Source organism: Alkalibacillus salilacus, assembly GCF_030812915.1.
Classification (GTDB): Bacteria; Bacillota; Bacilli; order Bacillales; family Alkalibacillaceae; genus Alkalibacillus; species Alkalibacillus salilacus.
Window position 1 is genome coordinate 27618 of sequence record NZ_JAUSTQ010000012.1, and the last position, 17243, is coordinate 44860.

Below are 17243 nucleotides of genomic sequence, written 5' to 3' on the forward strand. Positions count from 1 at the left end.
GTGATGACATTGGTGACCATTAATGATATTAAAGAAAATCCAATTGTCGCTGTGATCAGACATGCGACGCCGGAAAGTATAGTCTCAATCGTTGGTGCATTAGAAGCAGGTGGCATTCGATCGATTGAATTAACCGCTGAGACAAAAGGGGTTACTCAAATGATCGAAAAGGTTGATGCCGAATTTGATGATCGAATACTCATCGGAGCTGGAACAGTGCTTGATCCTGAAACAGCTCAATCCGTTATTCAGGCGGGGGCCGATTTTGTGGTATCACCAACGTTGAATGTAGATACGATCAAAATGACGAAACGCTACGGAAAATTAGCGATTCCAGGTGCTTTTACACCGACTGAAATTCTACAAGCCTATGAACATGGGGCTGATATTGTAAAAGTATTTCCTGCAAGTTCGGTGGGGCCAAGCTTTATTAAAAATGTACAAGGTCCATTGCCACAGATTCCATTAATGGTAACAGGTGGTATTTCCCAAGATAATATGAATGATTATTTGGCTAAGGGAAGTATAGCTGTTGGAATTGGTAGCGCTTTAGTGGATCCAAGGAAGTTAAATAGTGAGCAAGATTACGAGAAACTGACTGAACAAGCAAGGTTATTTACTAACCAAATTAACGGTTAGTTATAATAAATTTATTAAAAAGGAGTTATTAATCATGAGGAAGGTTTTACTTTTAGCAGTGGCGATTCTAGTTTTAGGAATTCTAGCAGCATGTGGCGGAAGCGATGAAGGCTCTGGTGATTCTGGTTCTGAAGGGGAAGGATCATCTGATTCTATCAAGATTGTAGCGGCACACAACCAGACTAATGAGGAAAATCCTTATCAAGATGGTTTATTAAAGTTTAAAGAAGTTGCTGAATCTGAATCAGATGGCAATATTGAAGTTGAAGTTCACGCGGGAACAATTGGTACATCTGAATCAGAGCTTGTTGAGAAACTTAAGACAGGTGCGGCAGATGTAGTCTTAGTATCACCTGGTTTCATGACATCAACAGGTATTGATGAAGTCAATCTTTTCGCATTCCCTTATTTATTTGATAGTTATGATCATTGGGAGAGCGTCGTTCAAGGTGAAGTTGGCGATGAAATGGGTCAAATCATTAACGAAGAATCTAATAATGATTTCAAATTACTAGGATATTGGACAGCAGGTGTACGCCATTATTATGGTAAGGAACCAATCAATTCTATGGATGATTTAGAAGGTAAAACACTTCGTACACAGACATCAGGTGTAATCTCTGATTTCTGGGAGCAGACAGGTGCAGTACCAACATCTGTAGCATGGGGTGAATTATATCAAGCCTTACAACAAGATACAGTAGACTCTGCTGAAAACGCTTATCCTTATTTCGTTCAGCAAGACCATCATAATACAGATAATGGTCAATATATTACAGAAACAGGTCACGATTATACAACACGTTTCTTATTAACTAACGGCAATAAGTTTGATGAGTATACAGAGGAACAACAAGAAATTATCAATCAAGCAGCTGAGGCTTCAGTTGAAGCTGAGTGGGAATCATTATATAGCCAAGAAGATGAATATAAAGAAATCGCTCAAGAAGATGGAGCAGAAATCAATCAAATCGATCGTCAACCATTCATCGATCTTGCTAAGCCTCTTCAAGATGAATATGCAGAAGAATATGGTGTGACAGACTTATTAGAGAAAGTTCGTGAAGCAAAATAGAAACTAAACTTATAAGGGGCACACATTAAGGTGTCCCTTAATTTTTTAGGAGGAAAACCATGGATAAAGCAGTTAAATTTGTCGAACGCATCCAGATCGCATTAGGCCTCTTCTTTTTAACTGTCTTTTTCGTCGTCATATTATTCCAAATTGCTACGAGACATTTGGGTATTTCGATTATTTGGACGGAAGAAGTCGCCACCTATTCATTTATATGGTCTGTTTTAATGGGGGCAGCCATTATGGTGAATAGACGAGAACATTTTAATTTCGACGTGATTCAGAAGAAATTAAAAGGCAAGATGAAATTAGGATTAAATTTATTTAATGATGCGGTATTGATTGTATTTAATATAGCATTGTTATCATACGGGATCGATGTTGTGAACCAGTTTTGGGATTATACGTGGACATCACTTCCGGATATGAAAATGGGATATATCTGGATTGCTGTTCCAATTATGGCAGCGACAATGATTCTATATTCTACTAACCATTTGATTAGGCATGTGAAAGAATTCTTAGGGAAAGGAGTGCAGTCATAATGGGTATTTTCTTAGTAGCTACCTTTATTCTCTTATTGTTAATCGGAATCCCGATTGCTTTTGTGATCGGCATTGTTGCACTCCTGGGTATTACGAATATTGAATACATCCCTGAGGTTACAGTACCGATGAAAATGGTAAATGGCTTGGATTCCTTTGTGTTATTAGCTGTTCCGTTGTTTATTCTAGCAGCTAATTTGATGAACTCGGGTAAAATTTCTGAGCGACTTGTTCAGTTTGCCTTAGCGATCGTCGGCTCGATCAAAGGTGGATTGGCTCAGGCCAACGTCTTAGTTTCCATGATGTTCGCTGGTGTATCTGGTGCATCCCAAGCAGATACAGCAGGTGTTGGTAAAATTCTTATTCCAAGCATGAAGGAAAATGGTTATGACACTGAAACATCAGTTGGGGTAACAGCCGCTTCATCAACAGTTGGTGTCATTATTCCACCGAGTATTCCAATGGTCATCTTCGCTGGAATTACGAACGCTTCGGTCGGTGCTTTATTCTTAGCTGGGATCATCCCAGGTATTCTTGTCGCAGTCGCGATGATGATTTTCGTTTATATTATTGCGAAAAAGAAAGACTTCCGAAGCTATGAGCGGGTTTCAGCAAAGACATTTTTTAAATTACTAGCTGATTCTATTCCAGCTTTATTAACGCCAATTATTATCGTTGGTGGTATCGTAACTGGTGTATTTACAGCGACGGAATCGGCAGCCATTGCGTCGGTTTATACGTTGTTGATCAGCATGTTCTATTATAGAACGCTGAAGATTAAGGAATTGCCGAAAATTTTATTTGATACATTAGCTTTAAGTTCTTTATCCCTATTTGCTTTAGCGGCAGCTAGTGGTTTGGGCGAGTTAATGAGTTATTATCAATTAGGTGTTCAAGCACAAGAGTTCTTTACTAATTATGTAGATGCAAAATGGGTGTTTATCCTAATTACGATTGCGTTCTTCTTATTTATTGGTACATTTATGGATGCCATTCCAGCCATGATCTTGTTTGTGCCTGTGATTATGCCAACTGCTGCAGAATTTGGTGTTGATCCAGTGCAATTAGGTCTGATTGTGGTTATGACATTAGCGATTGGTCTGATTACACCTCCTTATGGCTTGTGTTTATTATTAGCAGCTAAGATTGGTGAATTACCGGTTGAACGTTCGTTTAGAGCAGTGTTACCGTTCATGGCTATTATCATTGCGGTACTAGTCTTTATTGCGTTCTTTCCTGATGTAGCGATGCATATCCCTAAATTAATTAACCCGAGCTTATTTTAGATGAGGAGGTAACAGCATGAAAGATGTCATTACACTAGGCGAAGCTATGATCGCTTTTAACCCTGAAAGAACAGGTCCGATGAAATTTGTGAATTCGTTTGAACGAAATATAGGTGGCGCTGAATTAAATGTCATGATTGGCTGTGCTCGTTTAGGGTTAGACACGGGTTATATCAGTCGATTAGGGCATGATGAATTTGGCAAGTATATCTTAAATTTTGCGCGTGGTGAAGGTATTGATGTGAGTGAAACGGAACTCGTTGACGGCTATCCTACGTCTTTAAATTTTAAAGAGATATCCGAAGATGGTAGTGTTCGCACGTTTTATTATCGCAATCAGTCGCCGACACTTAGTATGACTCAGAGTGACTTAAACGAAGAGTATATTAAACAAGCGAAAATTCTTCATATTACGGGCATTTTTCCAGCGATTCATGATCAAAACTTAGAGATTACGCGGGAAGCTATTCGATTAGCTAAAAAACATGATGTAAAAGTCGCTTTCGATCCAAACATTCGCTTGAAACTTTGGACGAAGCAACAAGCAAGCGACATAATCAAATCCATTTTACCTGATGTTGATTTGTTGTTAGCTGGTGATGAAGAAATGGAAATTGTGTTGGGTGAACGTGATCCGAAGAAAGTACTTGAGTTATGCGAACCATATGGAATTGACTATATCGTGTTGAAAAAAGGCGCTGACGGATCCGTTGGTTATGCGAACGGTGAATACGTTGAAGCTGATCCAGTAAAACCGAGTAAAGTCGTGGATACGGTCGGAGCTGGTGATGGTTTTGACGCTGGTTTCCTTTATAGTTATTTACACGGATGGTCGCTAGAGAAGTCGCTTGATTTTGCCAATACGATCGGGTCGATGGTCGTGAGTGTGAAGGGCGACAATGAAGGGTTACCTGAATTGGAAGATGTCCAAATGAAACTAGGTGAAATCGAGCGAATTGAGCGATAGGAGGAATTGGATGAAGTTACAACTAGCTTTAGATCGATTGACGTGGGATGAATGTTTTAACGTAGTCGGTCAAACACAGGATTCGATTGATATTATTGAGATTGGAACTGGTGTGATTAAGGAATACGGTATGCCGATTGTGAGAGAGATGCGTAAACAGTATCCTGATCATACGATTTTATCAGATATGAAAATATGTGATGCTGGCGGCCATGAAGCGAAACAAGCTTTCAGTTCAGGCTCAGATGTGACGACAGTGATGGCTTTCTCCTCCCATCTAACGATTCAAGATTGCTTAGAAGTAGCCCGTGAGTATGATGGACGTATGATGATTGATTTACTTGAGGTTAATGAACGCTCGACGATTCAGAAGTTGGCAGATTTGGATGTTGATTTAGTTAGTCTGCATATTGGTAAAGATAAACAGACGGAGAACGGATTTAGCTCGAACTTGTTTGATTTACTCGAAGGCTATTCATTTGAAGTAGCTGTCGCTGGTGGAATTAATGAGCAGACAATTGACGACGTTGTTAGCCATCACCCAGATATTATTATTGTCGGTAGCGCGATTACGAAAGCTGACAATCCAGCTGAAGTGGCGAAAAGGTTTAAGGAAAAGTTGGTCTCATGATGAAAATCGGGACTATTGGTACGAGTGATATCACCCGTAAGTTCATTGAGGCTTCACTATATGTTGACCAGGCGACGGTGACATCGGTGTTTTCGCGTGATGAGGAACGTGGTCGTGCATTTGCCGAGCAACATGGGGTTAGTCAGGTGTTTTCGGATTTGGATGAGATGCTTTTGACTTCCCTTGATGTTGTCTATATTGCATCGCCTAATGTGTTGCATTTTGACCATATCATGAAGGCTTTAGATTATGGTGTGCATGTCATTTGTGAGAAGCCATTGTTAACATCGGTTGAACAATTTGAAGCGGCTTATGCTAAAGCTGATGAAAAAGGGTTGTTCTTATTTGAAGCCATGCGAAATCTGCATACGCCGAATTTTGAGCGATTGGTGACTTCGCTTGAACGTGTTGATTATATACAAAGTGCCTATTTTCATCGGATGCGTTACTCGTCTAAGTATGAAGATTATTTACAGGGTTATGTTCATAATGTATTTAAGAAAGAAATGGCGGGCGGCGCTTTACTAGACTTAGGCGTTTATCCCCTTAGCTTAGCCATCGCACTTTTTGGAGAGCCAATCACATCTAGATATGAACCTAATCAATTGGAAACAGGTGTCGATGCGACTGGTATTTTGACACTTCAATACGACAAATTTAACTGCGTGATTATGTGTTCTAAAGTTGCTACGTCCTATAATGCAAGTGAAATCCATGGTGAAAACGGAACGATTCGAATCGATAATGTCGCTCCCATTAGTGACATTGAATGGTTGCCTCATAAAGGGCAGGATCGACTGCAACTGGCCGAAGAGGAAAAACGTCCGAATATGAGTTATGAATTAGAACAGTTTATAGGTATGATAGAAAATAATGATCATGAGCTTTATCATAAGTATCGACGGATTAGTCGAGATGTTGTGTCGGTTGTCGAAAAGAGTTTATCTTGAGAGTGGAAGTGAAAGCACTTAGGCGCGTGATGCCTAAGTGTTTTTCTATGATAAAATAGTATTATCTGAAGGAGGCGATCGTGATGAACGCGAAAATGGAGGCAGCTCGTAAAGCAGTGGAGTATGTTGAAGATGGGATGGTCTTGGGATTAGGCTCTGGATCAACGATTAATATTCTACTTGAGAAGTTGGGAGACCGAGTTCAAGAAGGACTGAACATTAAAGGTGTATCATCGTCAGTCAAAACGGAGAAACTGGCGCGAGGGCATGGGATTGAGGTAACGGATTTTTCGCAGGTTTCTAGGTTAGATTTAGCCATTGATGGGGCAGATGAAGTGGATCCTAATTTTCAGCTGTTGAAAGGTGGTGGCGGTTCTTTATTGCGGGAAAAGATTGTGGATGTCGCTGCTGATCAGTTTATCGTGGTAGCTGACGAGTCAAAACAAGTGGAACAATTAGGAGCTTTCCCGTTGCCAGTGGAAGTCGTGCCGTTTGGTTGGGAACAGACGCAGGCTAGGATTGAAGCGTTTGGCTGTGAAGCGGTGTTACGAGATTCGGGTGGTAAGCCTTTTGTGACGGATAATGGGCTTTATATATTGGATTGTCATTTTGGGAAAATTGATCGTCCTGAGTGGTTGCACAATCAGTTGAAATCATTAGTCGGTGTTGTTGAAACAGGTTTATTTTTGGATATGACGGATTTGGTGATCGTTGGGCGTGATGATGGAGCTGATGTGTTGGATAAGCATTCGTGACCTTATTCGACAGCACTTAGCATTGCAAATCCTTTCACATCATGTTGCAATTAAAAGAGGTTTATTTTAATGATCAGCGTGGGAAAGGGGCGGTGCTTTGAAAAGAATTAGTTTAGATATCGGCATATTATTGATTGGGTCGGTTATTTTTTCATTAGGTATTAACTATTTCGCGATTCCAAACACATTGTCAGAAGGTGGCGTCATCGGCATCACCGTTGTTCTTTACTATCTATTCGATTGGTCGCCTGGTGTGATGAACTTCATTCTGAACATGAGTTTGGTCGCGATTGGTTATAAATTTTTCTCGTTGAAAACGACGATTTATACGTTGCTCACGATCGTATTTATGTCCGTCGCGCTTGAAGTGACGTATCCATTTGGTCGCGTGTTAGGGGATACGTTATTAGCAGCGCTATTTTCGGGTTTGCTTGTCGGCGTTGGTTTAGGTATTATTTTCCGTGCAGGTGGAACTTCAGGTGGTGCGACGACTTTGGCGCGATTGCTTAATCAGCTACTCGGTTGGAGCGTAGGTAAAGCCATGCTCGTTATTGATATTACCGTTGTAACGTTATCGTCTTTTGTGATCGGAATGGAAAAAGCGATGTACACACTGATTGCGGTGTATGTCGGAGCGAAGATTATCGATAAAATTGTCGAAGGCGCAGATGAACGCACCGCCGTCATGATTATCTCGAAAAATTCAGATGAGTTGCTTGATGATTTAATGGGCCGACTAGGACGCGGCGTGACGATTCTGAACGGAAAAGGCGGCTTCGTCCGCGATGACCGTGATATTCTATATGTCGTGATCAACAAACGAGAAATCGTTCAACTGCGTCGGATTATCGAACAAATCGACGAAGAAGCATACGTGACGACAAGCAATGTGCAAGAAATATTTAAGCGCGGTTATAAAGAAGGCCAGCCCGAGAGCTTGTTGTAGGAATTGGTTACGTATGGCGCCGTGGTGGCACGGGTCGCCGATATTGGAGTGGGTCGCCGATATAATTGATATAACGTCGCCCGCCGTAATATATCAGCGAGCGCCGATAAAATTGAGATCGCGCCGATATATTTCAGATGGCGCTGATAAAATTGCTGAGTCGCCGAAATAATTTGTATGACGCTGATATCGGAAAAATAACGTTCACTTAGGTGAGTGTAGGCGCTGATATATTGAAAATATCGGCGACATTGATCGAAGCGCATAGGCATAATTGAAGCAGCTTTATTTATTTCGATGTCGCACGTACGAAATGATCTAAATTATCAAATACTATCATGAAAAAAGCTGGCTGAAGCCAGCTTTTACTATATTTTAAATATAAAATTCCTTTCGTTTACCACTTCTCTTAGGAAAATGTTACCATAAAAGAAGGATAATCATTTTAAGAAACGAATTTTACCAATGAGGTGATGATAAATGATGAAATTCGGTATTATCAGTACAGCCAATATTGCGCAAAAGGCTTTGATTCCAGCAATGAAGCGGGCAGAAAATGCTGAGGTTGTCGCGATTGCGAGTGGGTCAGGTCAAGCAGAAGAAGTCGCGGCAGAGCTCGATATCCCAACAGCGTACACACGTTATGAAGATGTACTCGCTGACTCAGAAGTTGAGGCAGTTTATATTCCACTTCCAAATCATTTACATAAGGAATGGGTTTTTAAAGCAGCTGAATCTGGGAAGCATATTTTGTGTGAAAAGCCAGCTGGATTAAAAGCGCAAGAGATGATTGAAATGGAAGGGGTCTGCCAAAAGCATGGTGTGACGTTTATGGAAGCTTTTATGTATCAGTTTCATAAGCAGCACGACCGCGTGAAAGAATTGATTCAAAGCGGAGAAATTGGCTATGTAACATTAATGCGTGCGAGCTTTTCGTTCCCGCTGCGTAATCCAGAAGGTAATATTCGCGTGGATGCTTCAAAAGGTGGCGGCAGTCTATATGATGTCGGCAGTTATTGTTTACATACGTTTCAAAATATTTTAGATGACAAAATTGCGAATGTATTTGTGCAAGGTGATGTGAGCTCAACATTTGATGTGGATATGTCAGCTCGAGGTTTGGTGAACATGGCAAATGGTGTGCCAGCTATGTTTGATTGTGGTTTTGAGACGGAAATGCGCCACGAATATGAAGTGGTTGGTACACATGGTTCGATCAAAGTACCGAGCGCTTATCGTCCCGATGCGTTTGGTCATGAAGGGCATGTCATCGTTGAAAAAGGTGGTGTGACGCGTGACGAGCGAATCATGACTGATCAATATAAAGAAGAGGTTGAGCATTTTGTAGAGGCTGTGATTAAAGGTGAAACACCGCGTAATACGTATGAGCGATCGAAGCATACGATGGCAGTAATTGATGCTTGTTATGAATCGATGAACAGTCAGAAAGTGGTTGAAGTGGATCAGTAACTGACGCGTTTGAGGAGGGTGACATTGAAACCATTATATAAATGGCTGATTGGTATTGGGATTGTATTAGGAATAGGTGTTGGAATTTTTCTCGGGACGGACCGTTTTATTGATCAGTATTTTGGCGGAGGCGATTCAGAAGGCCAAGTTAATAATGAGAAGCAAGTCGGTGAATTATCGGAAGAAAAATTTGAGAACAGCGAGAATCCGTCTGAACTGAATCCCTTTGGTGACGAAATTGATCAGGCGCAATTAACGGATCACGATGTTCAAGTTTATATTCATAAGATGTCGCACCAGAAAGTTGAAGCGAGTGAGAAGTGGGGATTCTACCTGATTACGGATGAGCGGATTGAATGGTTGCAAAGTGGTGTGGAGGTCTCGAGCGAGAATCTCGATCATGCAGACACGTACCAATCTATTTTGAATGCCTGGGCTGAAGGTGACTTTTCTCAAGCTGATGATCATCATAATACAGTGTGGGAGCTTCAAGATGGCACAGTCGGTTATGCGAGAGATGTGCTCACACCGGAGGAAGAGGAAGCGTATATTGATCAAGCACAGTAATTGAAGGTCGCTGATAAATTATAGCGAGTCGCTGATAAAATTGAAATGGCGCCGATAAATTTAAAATGGCGCTGATATATTTGTTGAGTCGCCGATAAAATGAACAGGTCGCTGATATCGCATAAATAACGGCAAAAAAGTGAAGCAGTCCGCTGATATAATGGAAATATCGGCGAACTCAGTCGAGACGCACCTCCGTAATTGAGGGTCGCTGATAAATTATAGCAAGTCGCTGATAAAATTGAAATGGCGCCGATAAATTTAAAATGGCGCTGATATATTTGTTGAGTCGCCGATAAAATGAGCAGGTTGCTGATATCGCATAAATAACGGCAACAAAGTGAAGCAAGCCGCTGATATAATGGAAATATCGGCGAACTCAGTCGAGATGCACGCTCATAATCTAATCGTACTGATCAATCTCAATCCTCGCCCATTTATCGATCAACTTAATATGCCCCTACATACAGAAAAGGAAGCACTCATAACAAGTGCTTCCTTCTTTTTACATTTTAATCACAATATCTTTCGTCAGACGTCGGTTAACTAAAGCTAGGATCAGAATTAATCCGACTGCAATAGCTGTTACGATTGGGAGGGAGAGTTCGCTGCTTTCAGTGGCTAAACCGAACAGGATATATTTTTCGTCATCCCATAAAGCTTCTGTCATCATGCCTGCGTAAATGACGACTCCGATAAAGATGAGGCCAATCATCCAATTGTAACGATAAAAGCCAATCGTGATAAACCAGCCGAGCATAAAGTGGATCATGAGTGTTAAGATGTATTCTAAGCTTAGCATGGCGGCGCTTCCAAGTGATAAAGTAGCGACATCAATGGTTAGAGGCACCCACGGAATGACGAGCATTTCCACTAGATTTAATAGAATGAAAGCGATAGGCAACGTCAAGGCTAGGCCAATACTCGAGATCAATGTTCCGAAAAAGTACTCCCATCTGGTAATACCGTTTTGACCGAAATAGGTGAGGAAGACGTAAACGGACATCAGCCCGATCACGAGCATAAATACCGTTGATGCTTCCGACATGAATTCCAATAATGTCATTTCAGCAACTTCATTTAGTTGATCATCCACTCGATCTGCGACTACAAGTAAAGTCCCGCGCACGAGCACGCCACCAATGATGATAAACCACAGCGCCCATTTCATTTGTTCGACATATTGACCGCCTGCGACCGTCCATTTTCTATCGGTTGTTTGCATGACTGTCCACCTCTTTCGTTAAATGTATAAATAGATCTTGTAATGCTGGTTGTTGCGTTTCAAGGCCAATTTCGCGTGCCTTTTGTCCTAATGATTCGGCTTGTTCCGTTAAGATTAGAGCTGATTTTGTTCGGCCGAGCTTTTCTTCATTTAGAACCTGATCATTCGCCGTAAGATCATCAACCTCATCCGTTGCTCCAGTAATCTGTACAGCTCTGGACATTAACGATTCATAGTCATCTGCCAGTAACATTTCGCCGTTTTGAATCATCACGACTTCATCGAATAAATGATCCATTTCTGAGACGAGATGCGTGGATAAAATGAAAATTCTTGGATGCTCTGTTTGTTCGTTTAAAATTTCGCGGTAAAATAAATCGCGCGTCGGGGCGTCCATCCCTAAATAAGACTCATCAAAAATAGTGATTGGACAACGGCTTGCTAAACCAACCGTGACGTTAAAAGCGGATTGCATCCCTGTTGATAGTTTTTGAAGCGGTTTTTTCAGTGGTAAGTTAAACCGATTAACTAGTTCCATCGCGTAATCATAATCAAAATTCGGTCGGAAAAAAGGCAGGTCTTTTAATAGGCTCTCAACTTTCTCTGTTTCGTCACTGTAGTCCTTATCATAAGAAAAACAAATTTGTTGCATGGCATTTGGATTTTCAAAAATAGTTTCCTCATTTAATTCGATTTGGCCACTTGTAACAGGGCGGAAAGCAGCTAATAACGATAATAATGACGTTTTCCCAGCGCCATTTCGGCCTAAAAGTCCATATATTTTGCTATCTTCCAAATTGAGATCTATATTTTTTAAAATCGAATCACCCTTAATCGTGAGTGACACATCATTGAATTGTACGTGGTTAGACATTATTGTCCCCTCCTTTTTGTGTCTTGAATGATTTGCGTCAGTTCTTCTTCTGACATGTTTAATTTCTCAGCTTCTGCCAATAAATCGCGGACGTAGCGCTCGACGAATGATGCCTTGCGCTGTTCGATTAATTTGGCTTTGGCACCCTCTGCAACAAACATTCCAACACCTCGCTTTTTGTATAAAATGCCTTCTTCGACTAGCTGATTAATCCCTTTTGAGACGGTTAAATGATTGACTTTATAAAAATTAACTAATTGATTCGTTGAAGGAGCTTGCTCGCCTTCAGGTAATTGATCGTTTAATATTTGGTCTTCGATGATTTCGCGTATCTGTTGAAAAATCGGACGATCATCTCGAAAGGATCCCGTCATTTGGCTGTCACCACCTTTAGTTTTGTGTGGATTGAGTTATGGTTATATAGTTATGTATATAAGTATATGTGATGAATTTAAAAATTGCAAGGGCATTTGCTTAAAGACTTGCTAAATAAAGCGATATTCAAATATAAATCCCCTACTTCTTATCAGCAAGTGGGGGATAACCAAATGATTTTCATTCAAGAGATTCGATAATTTTCGGGCGCATAATAGGAGCAAGGGAGAGGTGAGCAGTCATGAAAATCACGTCATTAATCACCTATGTCGTGCCACCAAGGTGGTTATTTTTAAAAATCAAAACAGATGACGGGTTGATTGGCTGGGGTGAGCCTGTTGTTGAAGGTCGTGCAGAAACGGTTAAAGCGGCTGTTCATGAGTTGGAAGATTACTTAATCGGCAAAAATCCGCTTCATATTGAAGATCATTGGAACGTGATGTACCGTGGTGGTTTTTATCACGGTGGACCAATCCGTATGAGTGCGATTGCTGGTATTGACCAAGCATTATGGGATATTAAAGGGAAATACTATGATGCCCCAGTTTATGAACTCATGGGTGGTGCTTGTTACGATTCGATTAAAGTGTACTCTTGGACCAGCGGCGACCAACCGTCAGACGTTGGTCAAGCGGCGAAAGATGTCGTCGATAAAGAATTTCGTGCTGTCAAAATGAACGAAACTGAAGAGTTGCAGTACATCGATACCTATGCCAAGATTGATCAAGTTGCAGAATGTGTAGCTGTGGTTCGTGAAGCAGTGGGTCCAGATATTGGCATCGGCATTGACTTTCAAGGCCGTGACCACAAACCAATGGCAAAAGTGTTAGCAAAATAGCTAGAACGATATCGATTAATGTTTATTGAGGAGCCAGTTTTACCAGAACATAACGAAGCGTTACGTGATATCGCAACTCATACAGCTACACCTATCGCGACAGGTGAGAGAATGTACAGTCGTTGGGATTTTAAATCGTTATTTGAAGACGGCTATGTTGATATTATTCAACATTATTTATCCCACGCGTGTGGTATTAACGAAGTGAAGAATATTGCGAGTATGGCAGAGGCTTATGATGTAGCAGTTGCCCCACATTGTCCACTCGGTCCAATTGCATTAGCTGCTTGCCTGCAAGTCGATGCAACGAGTCATAGCGTGTTTATCTAGGAGCAATCGCTGGGTATCATTTATAATAAAGGGAGTGATATATTAGATTATATTCACGATCGTTCAGTCTTTGGTTATCAAAACGGTCACATCGCTTTACCTAAACAACCTGGTTTGGGTATTTCGATTAATGAAGAATACGTGAAGGAAAAAGCAGAACAAGGTCATCGCTGGCGTAATCCGATTTGGCGTCACGAAGGTGGCACGTTTGCTGAATGGTAATTTAAATGATAGAGGAGGCTAACTCATGGCTAATCAAGTCGAAAAAACGATTCGGATTCAATTAAACGATGCTCAAACGATTATGGAACTCAGTCAGCTAATCCAGAAATATAACGCCGAAATTTTTCTCCAAAAAAATGTCCTCGGCAGTATGGTGGAAGCCAATTTGAAAAGTATCTTAGGGCTAATTAATTTACAGCTCCAAGGCGAAGACCAAGTGAAGGTAATCTGCGAAGGACCTGATGCAGAAACAGCACTTGAAGCGATTGAATCATTTCTTAAAGCTGGGTAAAAAGGTGTAAGTCGCTTCCCGCTAAATGTTTGCGGGAAGCGTAAGCTATTTGATTAAAGATAAGTAAATCAACTAAGTTAAACAACAAGAGGGTATGAGGAAGGTGAGTTTATGGGAGTATTTTTAGAAGTTGTGCTACCAATTATTAGCGTGTTCATCATTGGTTATGTATTACAGAAATGGCGCCACCTTGATGTCAAACCAGTATCCGCAGTTACAATTTATGTTTTCATCCCGTTTCTCGTCTTCGATGCATTTTATTATGAAGAATTCAGTAGCGATTTTGGAATCGTTGTCGTTAGTTGTTTTGCGTTGTTATTTGCCACAATCACCCTTATTAAGCTATTAAAATGGGTGTTGAAATGGGATCAGGCTGAAGAAAGTGGCATGATTTTATCGACAGCCTTCATGAATGCAGGAAATTATGGCACGCCGATTATTATGTTTGCGCTTAATGAAGAAGCGTTTAATTACGCGATTATTTTTATGTCGATTCAAACGATTATTATGAATGTGTTTGGCGTTTATTATGCCTCTCGAGGTGGTTATGAGATTCGTTACGCGATTTCTGCCGTGTTTAAAATGCCAGCAACTTATGCTATATTGCTCGGGATTGGTTTAAATTTACTGGATATTAATTTACATACTAGTGTGCTCGATATGGTCGAATTCATGTCCGCTGTTGCTTTACCGCTTATGATGATTGTTTTAGGGATGCAATTGGCGAATATTACATTTGATAAGTTTGAAATAGGTAAGGTCATGACAGGTACCGTCATAAAACTTCTAGTCATGCCGATCATGGCTTGGGGCTTAGTGATGTTGCTCCCTGTTTCAGATTTATTAGGAAAAGTTATAATCTTACAAGCAGCTATGCCAGCAGCAGCCACAACGACTATGTTTGCACTTGAGTTCAAAGCAAGGCCAGATTTAGTCTCAAGCGTCACACTAGTCACTACGGTGCTAAGCGTGGTTACGATTTCGGTATTGCTATATGTTTTAGTGTAATTAATAAATTAATTCGAATCTATCAATGAATGTTTATGATCGGGAGGTTTTGTTAACATGACACAGCATGATGTGTTTACGTTAGGTGAAACGATGGTAGTTTTTCAACCTGATCAGTATGCTCCATTAGATTATGTGCACCAATTTCCGAAAAAAATTGGTGGCGCTGAGTCGAATGTGGAAATTGGACTCGCGCGGTTAGAGTGTCGAGTGGCTTGGTTTAGCCAATTAGGTGAAGTGGAGCGACCCAGGTCATTTTATGTGGTCTAAATGGAAATCTCGAAGTTGTATGGATCCATAATGAAATTGTTCGGTGATAAGTTTTTGGATAATGTTTGGAAATTCTCTGTATAGCAGGTAGGCTATAAATAGAAATCATATTATTCTTAATAAATTTGGCATGAATCAAATTACCATTTAACGACTAAATCCGTTATAATTATTTTTAGGAGTTGTAATAAAGGAGCGATTCGAGTGAATTGGCAAGATCAATATCAGCGATGGAAAAACGATCAAGATTTAGAACCTCAATTAAAAGAAGCGTTACATAATATGAATGAAAACGAGATAGAAGCGGCCTTTAGTGGCACGCTTGAATTCGGAACGGGTGGCATGCGTGGTGTGCTTGGGCCTGGGACGAATCGGATGAATGTCTATACGGTGCGCAAGGCGGCGAAAGGACTGGCGCTTTATTTAGAAGAACAAGGCATGGCTGATCGTGGCGTGGCGGTCGCGTATGATTCGCGCTATCAGTCACGAGAGTTTGCGGTTGAAACGGCGAAGGTTCTTGGCGTGCACGGCATTAAAACGTATGTCTTTACGGGTGTGCGTCCGACGCCGACGCTATCGTTTGCGGTTCGGCATCTGGAAGCAGGCGCGGGTGTCATGATCACGGCGAGTCACAATCCACCTGAATATAACGGATATAAAGTGTATAACGAACAAGGCGCGCAGTTGCCGCCAGCTCAGGCAGATCAAATGATTGAACAAGTGAATACTGTGGCCGATGAACTAGCGATCGCAGTGAAAGATCAATCAGAGATCGAAGCAGAAGGGTTGATAAATTGGATTGATGAAGCAGTGGACGAGGCTTATTTACGTGAGCTAAAATCTATTACTTATCGTGATGACGTGAAGCGGGATCTATCGATCGTATTCACGTCATTACATGGTACAGCGCATAATTTGGCGACGAGAAGTCTAGCTCAGGCCGGATTTGATCATGTTTTTGCTGTGTCGGAACAGGTCGAGGAAGATCCTGAGTTTTCAACGGTTAAATCACCGAATCCTGAAGAGCATCAAGCGTTTGAGTATGCGATTGCGAAAGGTCAGGATGTTGACGCGGATGTGTTGGTCGCGACAGACCCCGATGCTGACCGATTAGGCGTGGCTGCGAAGAAAGCGGATGGTGAGTATCATGTGTTAACGGGAAATCAGCTCGGAGCACTCATGCTTGATTATAAATTGGCGAATATGGATGACGTGCCTAGAAATAGCGTGATGATCAACACGATTGTAACGTCTCAGTTAGGTAAGGCCGTTGCGGATCACTATAATGTGACGACGGAGCATACGTTAACAGGATTTAAGTTTATCGCTGAGAAGATTGAAGAATATAATCAGTCTGGTGCGCATGAGTTTGTCTTTGGCTATGAAGAAAGCTACGGTTATTTAGTTGAGGATTTCGCACGTGATAAAGACGCGATTCAGTCGACGTTATTGGCGTGTGAAATGGCTGCTTATTACCGTGAACAGGGCATGACCTTATTCGACGCGTTGGAGCAATTTTTTGAGCGTCATGGTTATTATTTTGAAGACTTGCATTCGCTGAAATTGGAAGGAACAGACGGACCTGAGCAAATTAATGCGATTATGGAAGATTTCCGTTTTAATCCGGTTGAAGGTGCGATTGCAGTTGAGGATTATTTAACTGGCAAACGGACTTATTTAGAGTCCGGCGAATCGGTTGATTTGAACTTGCCTGCGTCGAACGTGGTGAAGTTTTGGCTCGATGATGATACTTGGTGCTGCCTGCGTCCATCAGGCACGGAACCTAAGATGAAGTTTTATTTTGCGGTGAAAGGTGAAACGCGTGAAGCTGCAGATGAGCGATTGAAGCAGTTGAAGGATCGTGTCTTAGAACGCCTTTAATCAAGATTGTTTAATAATCTGACTCGATTGTTAGACAATTCTTATTAATAGTTAGATAACCTCATTAGATTGTTAAATACTCCTCTAAGATTGTTAA

19 protein-coding genes and 1 pseudogene are annotated in these 17243 nt (G+C 41.2%); 17 read left to right on the forward strand and 3 right to left on the reverse strand.

Features of this window, described 5'->3' with window-relative positions; all coding sequences use genetic code 11:
- The first annotated feature begins 3 nt into the window (after positions 1-3).
- The 12 genes from J2S77_RS12170 (at position 4) to J2S77_RS14455 (ending at position 10036) form a co-directional block, all read left to right on the forward strand.
- Positions 4-639, forward strand: a complete 636-nt coding sequence (locus J2S77_RS12170) for a bifunctional 4-hydroxy-2-oxoglutarate aldolase/2-dehydro-3-deoxy-phosphogluconate aldolase (RefSeq protein ID WP_306977720.1) — start codon at positions 4-6, stop codon at positions 637-639.
- Positions 640-673: 34 nt separating this feature from the next.
- On the forward strand, positions 674-1714 hold the full coding sequence (locus J2S77_RS12175) for a TRAP transporter substrate-binding protein (protein WP_306977721.1): 1041 nt from the start codon (positions 674-676) through the stop codon (positions 1712-1714).
- Between the two features lie 59 nt (positions 1715-1773).
- Positions 1774-2259 carry a TRAP transporter small permease gene (locus J2S77_RS12180; RefSeq protein ID WP_306977723.1) on the forward strand — a complete coding sequence of 162 codons (486 nt, stop codon included), beginning with the start codon at positions 1774-1776 and terminating at the stop codon, positions 2257-2259.
- Positions 2259-3545, forward strand: a complete 1287-nt coding sequence (locus tag J2S77_RS12185) for a TRAP transporter large permease (RefSeq protein WP_306977725.1) — start codon at positions 2259-2261, stop codon at positions 3543-3545. Before J2S77_RS12180 ends, J2S77_RS12185 begins: the two co-directional genes overlap by 1 nt.
- A 16-nt stretch (positions 3546-3561) precedes the next feature.
- On the forward strand, positions 3562-4512 hold the full coding sequence (locus tag J2S77_RS12190; protein WP_306977727.1) for a sugar kinase: 951 nt from the start codon (positions 3562-3564) through the stop codon (positions 4510-4512).
- A gap of 10 nt (positions 4513-4522) precedes the next feature.
- Positions 4523-5143, forward strand: coding sequence for a 3-hexulose-6-phosphate synthase (gene hxlA, locus J2S77_RS12195; protein WP_306977728.1), 621 nt, complete (start codon positions 4523-4525; stop codon positions 5141-5143).
- Positions 5143-6093, forward strand: a complete 951-nt coding sequence (locus tag J2S77_RS12200) for a Gfo/Idh/MocA family protein (RefSeq protein WP_306977730.1) — start codon at positions 5143-5145, stop codon at positions 6091-6093. Before hxlA ends, J2S77_RS12200 begins: the two co-directional genes overlap by 1 nt.
- A gap of 83 nt (positions 6094-6176) precedes the next feature.
- Positions 6177-6848, forward strand: a complete 672-nt coding sequence (gene rpiA, locus J2S77_RS12205; protein ID WP_306977732.1) for a ribose-5-phosphate isomerase RpiA — start codon at positions 6177-6179, stop codon at positions 6846-6848.
- Between the two features lie 97 nt (positions 6849-6945).
- Positions 6946-7794, forward strand: a complete 849-nt coding sequence (locus J2S77_RS12210) for a YitT family protein (protein ID WP_306977734.1) — start codon at positions 6946-6948, stop codon at positions 7792-7794.
- A gap of 480 nt (positions 7795-8274) precedes the next feature.
- The gene (locus J2S77_RS12215) at positions 8275-9264 is read left to right on the forward strand and encodes a Gfo/Idh/MocA family protein (RefSeq protein ID WP_306977737.1); all 990 of its coding nucleotides are present in this window, start codon (positions 8275-8277) and stop codon (positions 9262-9264) included.
- A gap of 24 nt (positions 9265-9288) precedes the next feature.
- Entirely contained in the window at positions 9289-9831 is a 543-nt protein-coding gene (locus J2S77_RS12220; protein ID WP_306977739.1) for a DUF6241 domain-containing protein, read from the forward strand.
- 121 nt (positions 9832-9952) lie between these two features.
- Positions 9953-10036 carry a LuxR C-terminal-related transcriptional regulator gene (locus tag J2S77_RS14455; RefSeq protein ID WP_370871843.1) on the forward strand — a complete coding sequence of 28 codons (84 nt, stop codon included), beginning with the start codon at positions 9953-9955 and terminating at the stop codon, positions 10034-10036.
- Between the two features lie 300 nt (positions 10037-10336).
- Here J2S77_RS14455 and J2S77_RS12225 read toward each other — a convergent pair whose 3' ends face one another.
- The 3 genes from J2S77_RS12225 to J2S77_RS12235 are packed head-to-tail and all read right to left on the reverse strand — an operon-like array spanning position 10337 to position 12304.
- The gene (locus J2S77_RS12225; protein WP_306977740.1) at positions 10337-11056 is read right to left on the reverse strand and encodes a hypothetical protein; all 720 of its coding nucleotides are present in this window, start codon (positions 11054-11056) and stop codon (positions 10337-10339) included.
- Complete coding sequence (locus tag J2S77_RS12230; RefSeq protein WP_306977742.1) at positions 11040-11930, reverse strand: ATP-binding cassette domain-containing protein; 891 nt, start codon at positions 11928-11930, stop codon at positions 11040-11042. Before J2S77_RS12230 ends, J2S77_RS12225 begins: the two co-directional genes overlap by 17 nt.
- A complete protein-coding gene (locus J2S77_RS12235) occupies positions 11930-12304 on the reverse strand; it encodes a GntR family transcriptional regulator (protein ID WP_167264037.1) in 375 nt (124 codons plus the stop codon). The genes J2S77_RS12230 and J2S77_RS12235 overlap by 1 nt, the downstream gene beginning before the upstream one ends.
- Before the next feature lie 242 nt (positions 12305-12546).
- Between J2S77_RS12235 and dgoD the strand changes: the two are divergent.
- The 5 genes and pseudogenes from dgoD to J2S77_RS12260 all read left to right on the forward strand — a co-directional run bounded on the left by dgoD (position 12547) and on the right by J2S77_RS12260 (position 17146).
- Positions 12547-13695 (forward strand): annotated as a pseudogene (dgoD, locus tag J2S77_RS12240) (galactonate dehydratase).
- 25 nt (positions 13696-13720) lie between these two features.
- The gene (locus tag J2S77_RS12245) at positions 13721-13987 is read left to right on the forward strand and encodes an HPr family phosphocarrier protein (RefSeq protein WP_306977744.1); all 267 of its coding nucleotides are present in this window, start codon (positions 13721-13723) and stop codon (positions 13985-13987) included.
- Between the two features lie 111 nt (positions 13988-14098).
- A complete protein-coding gene (locus tag J2S77_RS12250; RefSeq protein ID WP_306977746.1) occupies positions 14099-14995 on the forward strand; it encodes an AEC family transporter in 897 nt (298 codons plus the stop codon).
- Positions 14996-15052: 57 nt separating this feature from the next.
- Entirely contained in the window at positions 15053-15265 is a 213-nt protein-coding gene (locus tag J2S77_RS12255; protein ID WP_306977748.1) for a PfkB family carbohydrate kinase, read from the forward strand.
- A gap of 204 nt (positions 15266-15469) precedes the next feature.
- On the forward strand, positions 15470-17146 hold the full coding sequence (locus J2S77_RS12260) for a phospho-sugar mutase (RefSeq protein WP_306977750.1): 1677 nt from the start codon (positions 15470-15472) through the stop codon (positions 17144-17146).
- Positions 17147-17243: the final 97 nt, after the last annotated feature.